Source organism: Niallia oryzisoli, from assembly GCF_036670025.1.
Lineage (GTDB): Bacteria > Bacillota > Bacilli > Bacillales > Cytobacillaceae > Bacillus_BD > Bacillus_BD oryzisoli.
In genome coordinates this window covers 3,435,663-3,448,523 of record NZ_CP137640.1, presented here as the reverse complement: position 1 = coordinate 3,448,523, position 12,861 = coordinate 3,435,663, and the positions used below count along the sequence as shown (strand labels likewise).

General features: G+C 38.2%; 14 protein-coding genes. 10 read left to right on the top strand and 4 right to left on the bottom strand.

The features are described from left to right. Window position 1 precedes the first annotated feature (1 nt). From R4Z09_RS17400 to R4Z09_RS17390, 3 genes are read left to right on the top strand one after another with little or no spacing between them, the layout of a single operon-like run. The gene (locus tag R4Z09_RS17400) at window positions 2–1,036 is read left to right on the top strand and encodes an electron transfer flavoprotein subunit alpha/FixB family protein (protein ID WP_338448015.1); all 1,035 of its coding nucleotides are present in this window, start codon (window positions 2–4) and stop codon (window positions 1,034–1,036) included. Next, window positions 1,020–2,315, top strand: coding sequence for an FAD-dependent oxidoreductase (locus R4Z09_RS17395; RefSeq protein WP_338448014.1), 1,296 nt, complete (start codon window positions 1,020–1,022; stop codon window positions 2,313–2,315). The genes R4Z09_RS17400 and R4Z09_RS17395 overlap by 17 nt, the downstream gene beginning before the upstream one ends. Next, the gene (locus R4Z09_RS17390; protein ID WP_338448013.1) at window positions 2,315–2,611 is read left to right on the top strand and encodes a ferredoxin family protein; all 297 of its coding nucleotides are present in this window, start codon (window positions 2,315–2,317) and stop codon (window positions 2,609–2,611) included. The genes R4Z09_RS17395 and R4Z09_RS17390 overlap by 1 nt, the downstream gene beginning before the upstream one ends. 289 nt (window positions 2,612–2,900) lie before the next feature. Here the strand turns inward: R4Z09_RS17390 and R4Z09_RS17385 are convergent, their stop codons facing one another. Further along, on the bottom strand, window positions 2,901–3,167 hold the full coding sequence (locus R4Z09_RS17385) for a hypothetical protein (protein ID WP_338448012.1): 267 nt from the start codon (window positions 3,165–3,167) through the stop codon (window positions 2,901–2,903). A gap of 119 nt (window positions 3,168–3,286) precedes the next feature. Here R4Z09_RS17385 and R4Z09_RS17380 point away from each other — a divergent pair, with 119 nt between their 5' ends. The 3 genes from R4Z09_RS17380 (at window position 3,287) to R4Z09_RS17370 (ending at window position 4,808) form a co-directional block, all read left to right on the top strand. Then, a complete protein-coding gene (locus R4Z09_RS17380; RefSeq protein ID WP_338448011.1) occupies window positions 3,287–3,661 on the top strand; it encodes a DUF488 domain-containing protein in 375 nt (124 codons plus the stop codon). Window positions 3,662–3,793: 132 nt separating this feature from the next. Further along, the gene (locus tag R4Z09_RS17375) at window positions 3,794–4,156 is read left to right on the top strand and encodes a group 1 truncated hemoglobin (RefSeq protein ID WP_338448010.1); all 363 of its coding nucleotides are present in this window, start codon (window positions 3,794–3,796) and stop codon (window positions 4,154–4,156) included. 196 nt (window positions 4,157–4,352) lie between these two features. Beyond that, on the top strand, window positions 4,353–4,808 hold the full coding sequence (locus R4Z09_RS17370; RefSeq protein WP_338448009.1) for a DinB family protein: 456 nt from the start codon (window positions 4,353–4,355) through the stop codon (window positions 4,806–4,808). Window positions 4,809–4,894: 86 nt separating this feature from the next. On the opposite strand, the gene R4Z09_RS17365 is transcribed toward R4Z09_RS17370, so the two are convergent. Beyond that, window positions 4,895–5,488, bottom strand: a complete 594-nt coding sequence (locus tag R4Z09_RS17365; RefSeq protein WP_338448008.1) for a hypothetical protein — start codon at window positions 5,486–5,488, stop codon at window positions 4,895–4,897. Between the two features lie 250 nt (window positions 5,489–5,738). Here R4Z09_RS17365 and R4Z09_RS17360 point away from each other — a divergent pair, with 250 nt between their 5' ends. From R4Z09_RS17360 to R4Z09_RS17350, 3 genes are all read left to right on the top strand, one after another. Then, window positions 5,739–6,188, top strand: a complete 450-nt coding sequence (locus tag R4Z09_RS17360) for a DinB family protein (RefSeq protein WP_338448007.1) — start codon at window positions 5,739–5,741, stop codon at window positions 6,186–6,188. A gap of 175 nt (window positions 6,189–6,363) precedes the next feature. After that, entirely contained in the window at window positions 6,364–6,939 is a 576-nt protein-coding gene (locus tag R4Z09_RS17355) for a LemA family protein (RefSeq protein ID WP_338448006.1), read from the top strand. Next, complete coding sequence (locus tag R4Z09_RS17350) at window positions 6,939–7,721, top strand: TPM domain-containing protein (RefSeq protein ID WP_338448005.1); 783 nt, start codon at window positions 6,939–6,941, stop codon at window positions 7,719–7,721. Before R4Z09_RS17355 ends, R4Z09_RS17350 begins: the two co-directional genes overlap by 1 nt. Before the next feature lie 52 nt (window positions 7,722–7,773). On the opposite strand, the gene R4Z09_RS17345 is transcribed toward R4Z09_RS17350, so the two are convergent. Next, window positions 7,774–9,045 (bottom strand): ATP-binding protein, encoded by a 1,272-nt coding sequence (locus R4Z09_RS17345; RefSeq protein WP_338448004.1) that lies wholly within the window; start codon window positions 9,043–9,045, stop codon window positions 7,774–7,776. Between the two features lie 303 nt (window positions 9,046–9,348). Here R4Z09_RS17345 and R4Z09_RS17340 point away from each other — a divergent pair, with 303 nt between their 5' ends. Beyond that, window positions 9,349–11,052, top strand: a complete 1,704-nt coding sequence (locus R4Z09_RS17340; protein ID WP_338448003.1) for a methyl-accepting chemotaxis protein — start codon at window positions 9,349–9,351, stop codon at window positions 11,050–11,052. 31 nt (window positions 11,053–11,083) lie between these two features. Here R4Z09_RS17340 and R4Z09_RS17335 read toward each other — a convergent pair whose 3' ends face one another. Continuing rightward, on the bottom strand, window positions 11,084–12,757 hold the full coding sequence (locus R4Z09_RS17335) for an AarF/ABC1/UbiB kinase family protein (protein ID WP_338448002.1): 1,674 nt from the start codon (window positions 12,755–12,757) through the stop codon (window positions 11,084–11,086). Window positions 12,758–12,861: the final 104 nt, after the last annotated feature.

Below are 12,861 nucleotides of genomic sequence, written 5' to 3'. Positions count from 1 at the left end.
CATGGATTTCAAAGATTATAACGGTGTCTGGGTCTTTATCGAAGAAAAGGATGGAGTTATTTCCCAGGTTTCACTGGAACTCCTGGGTGCTGGTCGAAAGCTTGCCGACAAACGGGGCGTGGAGTTGGCAGGTGTCATTATAGGGGAAAACATAAAACAATTGGCAAATACTGTGTTTGAATACGGTGCAGATACGGCGTATGTCTATGATCAGCCGATTTTTAAACATTATCGAACAGAATCCTTTATGAAAGCGCTCCTAGAGTGTACCAATAAATACAAACCTGAGATTATTCTCTTTGGTGCAACCTCAACCGGGAAAGACTTAGCAAGTGCTGTCGCAACCGATCTCCCAACAGGCTTGACAGCCGATACAACCGAGCTTGATGTGGATGAGGAAACAGGATTATTGCTTGCCTCAAGACCTGCTTTTGGCGGTAATATTATGGCTACTATTTTATGTAAAAAGTACCGGCCGCAGATGGCAACAGTACGGGCAAAGGTCATGAAAGCACTGGAACCTCAGCCTGGCAGAAAAGGTACGATGATTGAAGAAGAGATTTCATTAAGGGAAGATGATATTCGGACAAAGGTATTAGAGATTGTTGAGGCAACGACTAAGAAGGTACGAATTGATGAAGCAGACATTATCGTAGCCGGAGGTAAAGGACTTGGCAGCAGTGAGGGCTTTCAGCTTGTCCATCAATTAGCCGATGTTCTTGGCGGGGCAGTGGGGGCAAGCCGGGATGTTGTGGAAGCTGGTTGGATTGAGCATCCCCATCAAGTTGGGCAGACAGGAGTAACGGTCACTCCGAAAATCTATATTGCTATTGGAATTTCAGGAGCTATTCAACATATCGTCGGGATGAAGAATTCCGGATTAATCATCGCGATTAATAAAGACAGTAATGCTCCGATTTTTAATACTTGTCATTATGGAATAGTTGGTGATGCCTTTGAAATTGTACCATTATTAATTGATCATTTTAAAACGGCATTAAAAAGAGAGGGGCTAGCACATGTCAGAGAAGTTTGATTGTATAGTCGTTGGAGCAGGCCCGGCAGGAATATCTTGTGCCTATGAGTTAGCAAAAGGCGGTGCAAATGTATTACTGATCGAAAGAGGAGAGTATCCCGGTTCAAAAAATGTCATGGGCGGTGTTCTTTATCGAAAAATGATGGAGGATATTATTCCGGAGTTCTATAAGGAAGCACCACTTGAGCGCCCAATCGTTGAACAACGATTTATGATGATGGATAAGGAGTCTGCGATAACAGTCGGCTATAAAGGGTTGGAGTGGTACCAGGAGCCGTATAATAATTTTACCGTTTTAAGGGCGAAGTTTGATCAATGGTTTGCCGACAAGGCTGTCGAGCAGGGAGCCATCCTGATAAATGAGACTGTCGTATTAGAATGTATTGTTGAAAATGGAAAAGTTGTCGGGGTTCGTACGGACCGGCCGGGAGGTGATGTTTATGCAGATGTTGTAGTACTAGCAGATGGTGTAAACTCACTATTGGCGCAGAAACTAGGCTTTCATAAAGAATATAGACCAGATGAGGTAGCCTTGGCGACAATGGAAGTGATAAAGCTTGATAAAAAAATCATCGAAGACCGCTTTAATTTGGAAGAAAATCAGGGTTGTACTATTGAGCTTTTTGGCGATGCGACGAAAGGAATCCTTGGAACAGGATTTGTATATACAAATAAAGAATCGATAAATATCGGGGTCGGAACACTGCTTTCCGGCTTAATCAAGCATAAAATTAAGCCATATGAATTGCTTGAATATGTAAAAAATCATCCAATGATCCGCCCGTATATTCAAGGCGGAGAAGCGCAGGAATATTTAGCACATCTTATTCCTGAAGGCGGCTATAAATCGATGGGAAAAATAGTCGGGGACGGAGTGATTGTAATTGGAGATGCATCACAATTGGTTAATGCCATTCACCGTGAGGGCTCCAATTTAGCCATGACATCAGGAAGATTGGCAGCTGAAACAATTCTTTTGGCAATGGAAGCAGAAGACTTTTCTGAAGGTAGTCTTGACAGCTACCGAGTGAACCTATTGAATGGTTTTGTCGGACAGGATATGAAAAAATACAAGGATTCTACTCATCATTTTGATAAGTTTCCACAATATTTTGAGCAGTATATTCCAATGGCGAATAAGGCCTTCAGTCAAATGTTTACGGTTGACGGGACTTCTAAATGGCAGAAGCAAAAGAATATCTTGAGCAGTCTTGGCGGAACGAAGGATAAAATGAAATTGGCACGCGATATGTATAAAGCCTGGAAGGTGATGAAATAATGAGTGATCAGAAAAACTATCAGTCTATCGAAGAAAAACAGTATCTTGTTCGCTTTAATGCTGACACAAAGTCACATCTCCATGTAAAAGATACAGATATTTGTCTAACCCAATGTCCTGATAAAATTTGTACGATTTTCTGTCCTGCTGAAATTTATAAATGGGAAGATATTCGCATGCATGTCGGTTACGAAGGCTGTCATGAATGCGGCAGCTGCCGTATTGGCTGCCCGCATCAAAATATTCAATGGGAGTACCCGAAAGGCGGCCACGGAATTGTGTTCAGGTTAGGATAATCTATATATGATTATTGAGGGCTAACAGGAAGTTAGTCCTCTTTATTATTATTTCATTGACCATAGTAGTCAAATAGGAATGAAAAAGAGTAAGAGGAAAAGGAATCATGCTAGAAATAATCTTGCATCTTTTGCACTAATTATATTGAATTATCAGAAAATATTTTCCGGGAAATATATAGCAATATTTAAAATAATAAATGTTCTACGATAAACCTGTAACAGGAAGCGCGTTTCTAGATAAAGAGGATGTCACATCAAGGTGGAGAGTATTGCAGCTCTCCACTTTTTATTTTATATTTTGATCATTCATTGAAACAGGTGATCCAGTTGCTGAATGTTGATTCATCCAATCAAGAGATACTTGTGATACAGAAGACCATCCGGGAATTTGATCTTTATGTTTTTCTACCCAGCTCATGCAATACTGTGGGTCAATATTACTTTCTAGGCATTCGGCCAAAAAAGACTGAATGTTAGTGTCAGTACAGTTTTCCCAAGATCCGCAAATTCTTTGCCATATATTCTCCATTTTTGTTTGAATTTTATTTGTCATGAAATGTTCCTCCTTTAGTAAAATGCTCCTCAATAAGTATGTCCAGATTTTAAAATTTTTAAAGGAAAAGTCATATACTAAATGGGATAATGCTTGTATGAATAGAAAAGGGTGATACGATGGCTCAAATTTTTTTAAAACGAATTTACGAACCGTATGAGAAAGCGGATGGAGACCGCATCCTGATCGACAGATTATGGCCGAGAGGCATAAGCAAAGAAGCGGCAAAATTAACAGAATGGGCCAAAGACATTGCCCCGAGCAGCGAACTTAGAAAATGGTTTTGTCATAAAGAAGAGCTTTTTGAAGAATTTAAAATAAGGTATTTGGAAGAACTGCGAACCGAAAAGCAAAAATCAGAAAAAGTTACGGAGCTTTGCCAACGGTCAATAAATCAAACACTAACTTTATTATACGCTGCTAAAGATCCCATTCATAATCATGCCCGGGTTTTGTGGGAAGAAATGCAGCGTAGACTAAAGCAAATTGAATAAAATAAGTCTATTCCGTGTTTTCAAAAGGAAATGTCCGGCGGGTGGGATTTTTTGTAAAATAATTATTGGATAAAAATTCATCCTCTTTGGCAAAATATTCAAGTACAAATTGACAAGGAGGAGTGAAATAGCATGGCAGAATCATTATATGAAAAAGTAGGCGGGGAAGAAGCAATTGGAAAGGTAGTGGACTATTTTTATAACGAATTAGTGTTAAAAGATGAAACAGTTAAACATTTTTTCGATAATACCGATATGGAAAAACAGCGCAGTCATCAAACTAAGTTTATCAGTTTTGCCTTAGGGGGACCAAAACAATATAGCGGTAAATCAATGGCAAAGGCCCATGAAGGAATGAACCTGCAGCCGGAGCATTTTCAAGCAATCGCGAATCATTTACATGATTCACTGGCTCATTTTGGAGTCGAAGAAAGTGATATAGATACTGCATTGGCCAAAGTAGCCACATTGAAGGATGATATTTTATATAAGTAAAGCAGTATCGGAACGCCGGCAGTCTTTTTGGAATGCCGGCATTTTGCTTGTATATACTTAAAAGTTTTATATTAGTTTTGAATAAGATGAAAATTTCAAAAGCTAGAATTATTTGCGAAATCTTGATATACTAGTATTAGTTTATGTGAAAATGTTTTCATACATATTAGCAGGAAAAGATAATGGGGGTTTAAAAATGGGAGAAGTTATTAAAAAAGAGTTTGAGATTATTAGAACTAGATTACATGCAAGATTAGCAGAAATACCCGATGAAATCGCAGATATTCAACCGAAAGGATTTAATAATAATATCCGATGGAATATCGGGCATGTATTATTAGTGACTGAAAACTTTCTATTTCCTGAAGAAGGTAACCTGCCGGCAACGTATAAAGAGTTATTTGCTCCACGTACAAAGCCATCTGATTGGAATGGTGAGGTTCCAACAATCGCAACACTCGTTCAGCAATTAGAAGAACAGTATGATCGAATGAAGGCAATTCCAAATGAAAAATTTAATGAAAAACTGGCAGAGCCTGTATTAGGAAATGAAACAGTAGGTGAGCTTGCTGTTTTCGGCTGTTTTCATGAGTCATATCATTTAGGTCAAATTATGGCTATGAAACGCACTGTTGAAGCTTCATTAGCCTAATCTAAATAACAAAGTGAACAAAGCTGAATTCAAATGTGAATTCAGCTTTTGTTTGAAAAAATGATGATGGAAGCTGTTTAAAATGATTAATCCCAGCCTGCCTGGGCATTGTTTTTTGTTCTTATTACATCTTCGTTGTTCCCTTTCCATAAAGAAGATCCAAGCAGTATAAAAGCAATTCCAGCAATAATTTGCGATACTAGTGAACCATATGGAACTAATTCAGCTAGGACTGCAAGGACGAGAAAGGCAGACCCCCATCTTGAAACGACACCTTTCCAAAAGGACATCACTGAGAATAACAATACACCAATCAATAAAGAATAAAGTGAAAGATTCATCCCAAGTACGGCCGTATGCATACCCGTTTCCAATAATTCAGGTGCACCTTTCGTAATATCTGCCACTGCAAAGGTTTGGAACCATTTAAGGCCAAGCCATAGAGACATACCGAGAGATAAGAAGATAAAACTAAAGAGACCGAATCCTCCAAAACTCTTATATTGGGATAAATAAAGTCCAATGATTCCAAAGGCAATGAAACTATATCCAACCTGATCAAAATAAGTTGCTATAAATGAATCCTGATCAAAATAGAACCAAACTTGAACAAATGCTATTACCAATCCTCCTACTATCGAACTTAATCCAAAAAGGCGAAGCAAACTTGCAAATGTCATGATTAATCACCTCAATACGGATTTGTTTGTCACACTAAATTGTATGCGCCTGTTTTTCTAAATATGGTTTAGTGAATATTTGAACTTTACAACTTAACAAAGTCATTTTATTTCAACTTAGATGCATATGTATCATTGAAGGTATTTGAGGGAATTTGTTAGGAGAGAATGGAAAAGGTTTGAATAGTTGTTTTATTTTTTTTGTTCATCCATAATGAGAGAAGAAAATATGATTGTGGAGGTTTATCGTATGAGTGATTTGCTTAAAAAGCAATTTGAAATAGGCCGAGGAAGTTTATTTAAAGATATTGAAGATGGTCCGAAAGAATTATTTGATGTTCAAATTGAAGGACTTCCAAATACGCTTCATTGGCAGATTGGACATATTTTAACTGCAGCTGATAACTTTTTATTTGGTATGGATAAGCAGCTTCCTTTCCAATATAATGAGTTATTTGGATATGGTTCAAAGCCATCTGCTTGGCAGAATGAAGTGCCAAGTGTTGAAACACTCATTGAACAGCTAAAGACACAGCTTGAAAAGATTAAAGAACTTCCTAATGAACGTTTTAATGACAAACTGCTAGAGCCGGTTTTAGGTAATTCAACATTTGGTGAATTAGCTAGCTTTACTTCATTCCATGAATTAACCCATGTCGGACAAGTCCATACCATGAAAAAGCTTTTAGAAAAACGGTAAGAAGAAAGAAAAAATGCTGATATTCATTCAGCTTTTTTCTTTTTTTTCAAAGAATCATGTCTCAAAACGATAACAGGAAAGCTTTTTCCTAAGTGTTATATACTATAGATAGAGTTTGATTGCATAGCTAGAAATGATTAGAAAGTACAATGTAAATTGAAAGGAGTGTACATTGATGAAAAAAGGCTTTCTCGGAATTGGGATCGTTGTTGCCGTGTTTGTGATATTGGGAATTATGCTTGCTTCAAGCTATAATGGTTTTGTCAATTTAGAAGAAAATGTTGACCAATCCTATGCCCAAATTGAAAATCAACTGCAAAGACGGCTTGACTTAATTCCAAACCTTGTCAGTACGGTAAAAGGGTACGCTGCACATGAAGAAGCTGTTTTAACGGAGATTTCTGACGCCCGGGCAAGGCTGGCAGGTGCGGCATCACCGGAAGAAGAAGCTACAGCTAACGAGGAATTATCCGGTGCATTGAGCCGATTACTTGTTGTCGTTGAAAACTATCCGAATTTGAAAGCAGATCAGCAGTTTACTCAGTTAATGGATGAACTGGCAGGGACAGAGAATAGAATTTCAGTTGCCCGTAAAGACTACAATGATCAGGTTGCAGTATACAATAAAAAAGTAAAAAGCTTTCCAGGGGTCATCATCGCAAATGTGACTGGATTTGATGAAAAGGAGTATTTCGAAGCCGACCCTAATGCAGCTCAAGCACCAAAGGTGGACTTTGGAGGCAATCAATAATGAAAGCATTGCGGTTCTTCAGCACCCTATTCCTGCTGCTTCCTTTTTTCTTTTTTCAAGGGATAGCAGCTGCTGAGGATGCTCAAATTCCTTCACCGATTGGGGATATATATGTCCAGGATTTTGCTGGCGTTTTATCCGATCAAGAAAAGCAAGAATTACTAAGTATAGGTAGGTCAGTTGAAAACCAAACGACAGCACAAATTGTTGTCTTAACTGTTGATTCAATTGGTGAGCGTACGGTAGAAGAATACGCCAACGAGGTGTTCCGGCAATATGGAATTGGTAATGAAGAAGAGAATAACGGAGTATTACTCCTAATTGGGATGAATCCTTCTCCAGGAATGGAGACACGGCCGTTAAGAATTGAAGTCGGCTATGGCTTAGAGGGTCGTCTGCCAGACGGGAAAGTTGGGCGGATTCTTGATGACATCACGATTCCGTACTTGAAGAATGAACAGCCGAATTTGGCTATTACAGAAACCTATAAAGTGCTGGCAAATGAAGTATTTACCGAGTATGGCATTGAAGATGGAAAGCCGACCATTGAACAGCCAAATGTACAGACAACAGAAGATGAAGGAGGAGGCATTCCTTCGTGGCTGTTAGTTATTATTGTTGTCATCGTATTGTTTCTAGATTTTAAGTTTTTTGGCGGATTCCTTACCCATCTCCTGCTGTCCATCTTGTCCCGCGGCGGTGGCAGGGGCGGGGGTGGAGATGGTCCCCGCGGCGGTGGCGGCGGTTCCTCTGGCGGTGGCGGAGCCAGCAGGGGCTGGTAAAAAAACAGAGCACCTCTTCATAATAGAAGTGCTCTGTTTTTATGAAAACGTTTTAGTTATTGAAGTAATCATTTTGAAAGATTGGAAGAATTAATGTGAAGCAGGTCCCTTTCCCATATTCACTTTCAACATGTATCGTCCCATTCATGCTTTTGATGATACTGTAGGAAACCATCATTCCTAATCCAGTGCCTTTTTCCTTTGTTGTAAAATAAGGTTCACCAAGACGATTGATTTGTTCCTGCGTCATACCGATGCCTTCATCTTCGATATCAATTTTAATTTTTCCGTCTGTAAAGCTTTGTGTGAGTTTAAGCTCTCCATTAGACTTCATGGACTCGATGCTGTTCTTTAATATATTTATTAAGCATTGTTGAAATTTCTTTTTTTCACCTTTTGTAAAATAATCCTTATCCAAAAGCGAGAGTTTGATTTCAGTTCCATTCATCGTTGCTAAAGGTATGACAACGTTCACTGCATGCTGAATTTCCTCATTTATATTTATTTTTTCAACTCGATCAGGTGCTGGTTTGGCAAATGTTAAATAATCATTAATTACTTCTGTTGCCCGGTCCAATTCTTTTAAAGCGATATCACTATACTGTTTTCGTGTACGATCAGGAATATCACTTGATAACAGCTGTATAAATCCCCGTGCAGCAGTCAAAGGATTCCGAACCTCATGTGAAATACTCGCAGCTAAATGACTGACAGTTTGTAATTTCTCCGCTTTAATTAGCTTTTGTAGTACTTGAAAATTTGTTTTAATTCCTTCCCATAGAAAGGTTGCGATTGACATCGCAATCGTATGGATAACTGCCAGCTCAATCCAAAAGGCAACACTAATTTCATAATTGAATTGAACTTTTGCTAACAATAGTGTAAAGGAAATACCGATAAAAGTCAGGATCAGATTTAACACTACTTTATGCTTCAGCACTAATTTTGCATAAAATTTGGAGATAAAAATTATGACAAAGCCCATAATGGTGAAGGTAACCATGGTTGTATAAAAACCGTCTCCGCCTTGAAAATAACGGATTAATAACGTTAAAAGGATTAATAAATAGCCCAATTTATATCCGCCATAGAGTCCGCCTAAGATAAATGGAACCCAACGCAAATCCCAAATGAAACCTTCATTTGTGTAAACAGGAAACATCATACAGAGAATGAGAGAAATGATTGGAAATATTGAGAGAGTCCAATCACGTACACTTTCTAATCGATAGGCATATTTAATCATAAACAGGATTTGCATTAAACATAATGCTAGTAGTATAAATAAAAAATTAATAAGCAAATCTTTTGTTACAAGATCCATAGCTGCACCGCGCCTTTAGAATTATCACAAATTATAATAAAATCATACAAATAGACACAGCTTTTTGCTAGATAAAAATAGCAAATAAAAAGGGTAAGTGATAGGAAGATAGACTCATGAATTTCAGCAATTGATTTCATTTGTTATGAGAAAAATAAAATACTTTGAATTTTATGATGAAATCATAATTAGATGTGATATTTATCACTTTTTTTATAGTTGAAAAGTACTATTCTGAAATTTGAAGGAAAATCAAAAAGAATGAAATTTAACTAGCAAACAAATGAGGGAGAGAAAATACTAATGAAAAGAGGGATCACTTGGCAGCTGGGGATCATCATTGTTTGTGTCCTATTTGTTTCAATGATGATTACGTCCTTATCCAATTACTGGGTAACGTATAAAAATACATATGAGGCGGCTGGTATTGAAGCTGTCGGATGTGCGAATATCACAACCGGTTTGATTTCCCCGGATGATATTAAGAAGGTTCTAAAGGGGGACGAAGCGACAAGAAAGGATTTAGAAGAGGCTATTAGCTGGACAGTCAAGCATAAACAGCTTTTTGAAGATCAATATATTATTCTATTGGACGGCACTATTGTTGCTGCTGATGAAAACTTGAAAAAGCAAGGCTTTAAAGCGGGAGATAAATTCTATCTTGATAAAAAGCTCATCGAGACGATAAAGGAAACAAAACATCCACATTACTCTGAAATCTATAAGTTTGGCGGAATGAAACGTTTAACAGGGTATGCTCCGATTTTTGAAGACCATGATCCAAATAAAGAAATCATTGCTTTTAATGCGATTGATTTCAATGCAAAAATTGTTGCGGAAAGAACATGGGAGTCTGTGAAGGGTACGGTTATTTTAGGTCTATTACCGATGATTATTGCATGTATGATCACCATTTGGATGATTAGAAGAAGGACTAAACCAATTACCCAATTAATTGAATATGCACAAAAGATTGCAAGTGGAGATTTATCGGCTGAAGACATCAAAACGAAAAACAATGATGAAATAGGCGAATTAGGCAATGCCTTAAACTTTATGGCAAAAAACCTCCGCGAGGTGATACAGCAGGTTAGTTCCAGCGCTGAGCGTGTGTCAACTTCCTCTGAGGATCTGCATCAAATTGCCATGCAAACAAACCATGCTACAGAGCAAATCTCCATCACAATGAGTCAAATGGCTGTCAGTGTGGATAAGCAAGCGCAGAGTGTAGAAGAAACCTCACAGACAGTGAATGAGATATCAGATGGTGTCTATCAAATTGCTGATAATGCCCAAAATGTAACGTGTACGGCAAAGAATGCCTCCGAGAAAGCGGCAGAAGGCGGACATGCCATAAACACTGCTGTACAGCAAATGAACTCGATTCAAGATACGGTTACAGGGCTTGCTGTAGCAGTAAAGGGATTAGGTGTACGCTCGGAGGAGATTGGACAGATTGTAGAGGTTATTACTGGAATTGCAGCGCAAACGAATTTATTAGCTTTAAATGCTGCAATTGAAGCAGCCCGGGCAGGGGAACACGGACGTGGCTTTGCAGTGGTTGCCGATGAGGTTCGCAAATTGGCAGAACAATCTGCAGGTTCAGCTAAACAAATTTCTATGTTAATTTCCGCCATTCAGGAAGAGACAAGTAAAGCGGTTGTTTCAATGGAAATTGTATCGAAAGAGGTAGCTTCAGGTATTGGGATTGTCAATGAAGCAGGAGGGTCCTTTGAAAATATCGAGGAATCAATTAATGAAGTGAATGAACAAATTCAAAAAGTATCAACAGCCGTTCAGCAAATGGTTACAGGAACAGAACAAATGGTGCAATCAATGCAATTAATCACGGATGTTACAGAAACGGCCGCATCCGGTACACAGCAAGTAGCTGCTGCAACGGATGAGCAATTGGCATCAATGCAAGAAATTTCTGCTTCAGCAAGTCTACTTGCTAATATGGCAGATGAATTACAGGTCATCATTAAGAAATTTAAAACAGAATAAGAAAAAAGGACGGAAAGTTTTCCGTCCTTTTTCACATTCGACCAGATTTGAGGATCGCATAAAGAATAAATAAGAACATGAGCGTGGCTACAATAGAGCCAATTTCAATGGCGGGAAATTCCCATATTAGATTCCGTTGTCCTGCTATCGCACCGCCAATAATCAGTCCGACCATTAGAATGCTAAAGGACAAAAGGATGATACTGAATGCAAGTCTGTTACTAATTTTATCTAGTCTGAGTAAAAATTGTTTAAATTCAGGTACACTTACTTCAAAATGCAGCTTTCCTTTTTGGACCGTTGCAGTTAAGTCTTTAAGACTTTTTGGAACCTTTGATAATAATTGGAGATTTTCAACCAATTCATTCAATGTACCTTGTATCACTTTCTTCGGTTCAAAACGATGACGTATCAATTTTTCTCCAAATGGCTTTACTGTGTCCATTATACTGAGGTCAGGATCTAAATCCTTGACAACTCCTTCAATAATTAGCAGGGTTTTTCCCAATACCGTCAAATCTGAAGGAATTTGGATATGATGAAGATGGATAATCGTAAGCAGGTCGTTCAAGGCTGTGCCTATGCTTAACTTGCTTAATGGGACATCAGAATATTTCATGACAAATTCATCTATTTCATTGTATAAGGAAGTCAAATCCGTTTCCTCAGAGTGTATTCCCATTGCTGAAATGGCTTTTAGTAAACCTTTTGTATTTTTACGCTGAAGATTTATGACTAATGAAGCAAAATGATATTTCGTTTCGTCACTTAATCGCCCAACCATGCCAAAGTCTAAAAAGGCAATGTGATTCCCAGGCAGGATGTAGATATTACCTGGATGCGGGTCACCATGGAAAAACCCTTCAATCAAAATTTGATGAAGCATGGATTCTGTAATTCTCTCAGCAATCAGTTTACGGTTGTAGCCCTTTTCATCCAGTTTTTTTAAGTTATTGACTTTAATTCCTTCTACAAGGTCCATTGTAAGGATTTTTTTGGTTGATAGATGCCAATAAATCGTTGGAATAGAAATTTCTGCTTTATGAGTGAATTGATGAGCAATTCGTTCGTTGTTTCTTCCTTCAATTTGATAATCGAGCTCGGCTCTTAAACTGTTTGCGAATTCCTCAATAATTTTACGAACCTGATACGTTTTGGCCCATGCAATTTTTTGCTCCATGAGTCTAGCTAAATCATCGAGTATTTCTAAATCTGTTTCAACAATTGGTTTGATATCTGGACGTTGAATTTTTACAGCCACCTTCTCACCAGTATGTAAAACAGCCTCGTGTACTTGACCAATTGAGGCACTGGCAAGTGGTATTTCTGAAAAAGAATGAAATAGTTGAGTGATGGTTTCTCCTAACTCTAATTCAATCATTTCACGCGCTTGCTGGAAAGAAAATGAAGAGACTTGATCCTGCAATTTTTCTAACTCTTCCGCTATTTCAATGGGGATCAGGTCGCGTCTCGTGCTGGCAATTTGTCCAAGTTTGATAAATGTTGGTCCTAAACTTTGCAGTACCTCTCTAAGCTTAATCCCGGCATACTTCTTACTCAATTGGGCATCGGATTCCTGGTTTTTGCTCGGTAAGTTATGCTTCGTTATTCCTAAACGATATACTAAATGACTGAATCCATTGCGAAGAAATGCATTGCTGATTTCTTGATATCTTTGTGCATGTTTTAGTCTTTTGCCAAGCATGATTGTTCCCCCAAACCAAGAATTTCTAATCTGTTCATTTATCGCACTATTACTTCAAGGCTCTTTCTTTGTCATAGGGTTTGTCTAAGATGATCTTCCTTTTT

What these genes read in the sequence shown, in the direction of transcription:
- R4Z09_RS17400 (WP_338448015.1), top strand. Translation starts at nt 2, where the DNA reads ATGGATTTCAAAGATTATAACGGTGTCTGGGTCTTTATCGAAGAAAAG.
- R4Z09_RS17395 (WP_338448014.1), top strand. Translation starts at nt 1,020, where the DNA reads ATGTCAGAGAAGTTTGATTGTATAGTCGTTGGAGCAGGCCCGGCAGGA.
- R4Z09_RS17390 (WP_338448013.1), top strand. Translation starts at nt 2,315, where the DNA reads ATGAGTGATCAGAAAAACTATCAGTCTATCGAAGAAAAACAGTATCTT.
- R4Z09_RS17385 (WP_338448012.1), bottom strand. Translation starts at nt 3,167, where the DNA reads ATGACAAATAAAATTCAAACAAAAATGGAGAATATATGGCAAAGAATT.
- R4Z09_RS17380 (WP_338448011.1), top strand. Translation starts at nt 3,287, where the DNA reads ATGGCTCAAATTTTTTTAAAACGAATTTACGAACCGTATGAGAAAGCG.
- R4Z09_RS17375 (WP_338448010.1), top strand. Translation starts at nt 3,794, where the DNA reads ATGGCAGAATCATTATATGAAAAAGTAGGCGGGGAAGAAGCAATTGGA.
- R4Z09_RS17370 (WP_338448009.1), top strand. Translation starts at nt 4,353, where the DNA reads ATGGGAGAAGTTATTAAAAAAGAGTTTGAGATTATTAGAACTAGATTA.
- R4Z09_RS17365 (WP_338448008.1), bottom strand. Translation starts at nt 5,488, where the DNA reads ATGACATTTGCAAGTTTGCTTCGCCTTTTTGGATTAAGTTCGATAGTA.
- R4Z09_RS17360 (WP_338448007.1), top strand. Translation starts at nt 5,739, where the DNA reads ATGAGTGATTTGCTTAAAAAGCAATTTGAAATAGGCCGAGGAAGTTTA.
- R4Z09_RS17355 (WP_338448006.1), top strand. Translation starts at nt 6,364, where the DNA reads ATGAAAAAAGGCTTTCTCGGAATTGGGATCGTTGTTGCCGTGTTTGTG.
- R4Z09_RS17350 (WP_338448005.1), top strand. Translation starts at nt 6,939, where the DNA reads ATGAAAGCATTGCGGTTCTTCAGCACCCTATTCCTGCTGCTTCCTTTT.
- R4Z09_RS17345 (WP_338448004.1), bottom strand. Translation starts at nt 9,045, where the DNA reads ATGGATCTTGTAACAAAAGATTTGCTTATTAATTTTTTATTTATACTA.
- R4Z09_RS17340 (WP_338448003.1), top strand. Translation starts at nt 9,349, where the DNA reads ATGAAAAGAGGGATCACTTGGCAGCTGGGGATCATCATTGTTTGTGTC.
- R4Z09_RS17335 (WP_338448002.1), bottom strand. Translation starts at nt 12,757, where the DNA reads ATGCTTGGCAAAAGACTAAAACATGCACAAAGATATCAAGAAATCAGC.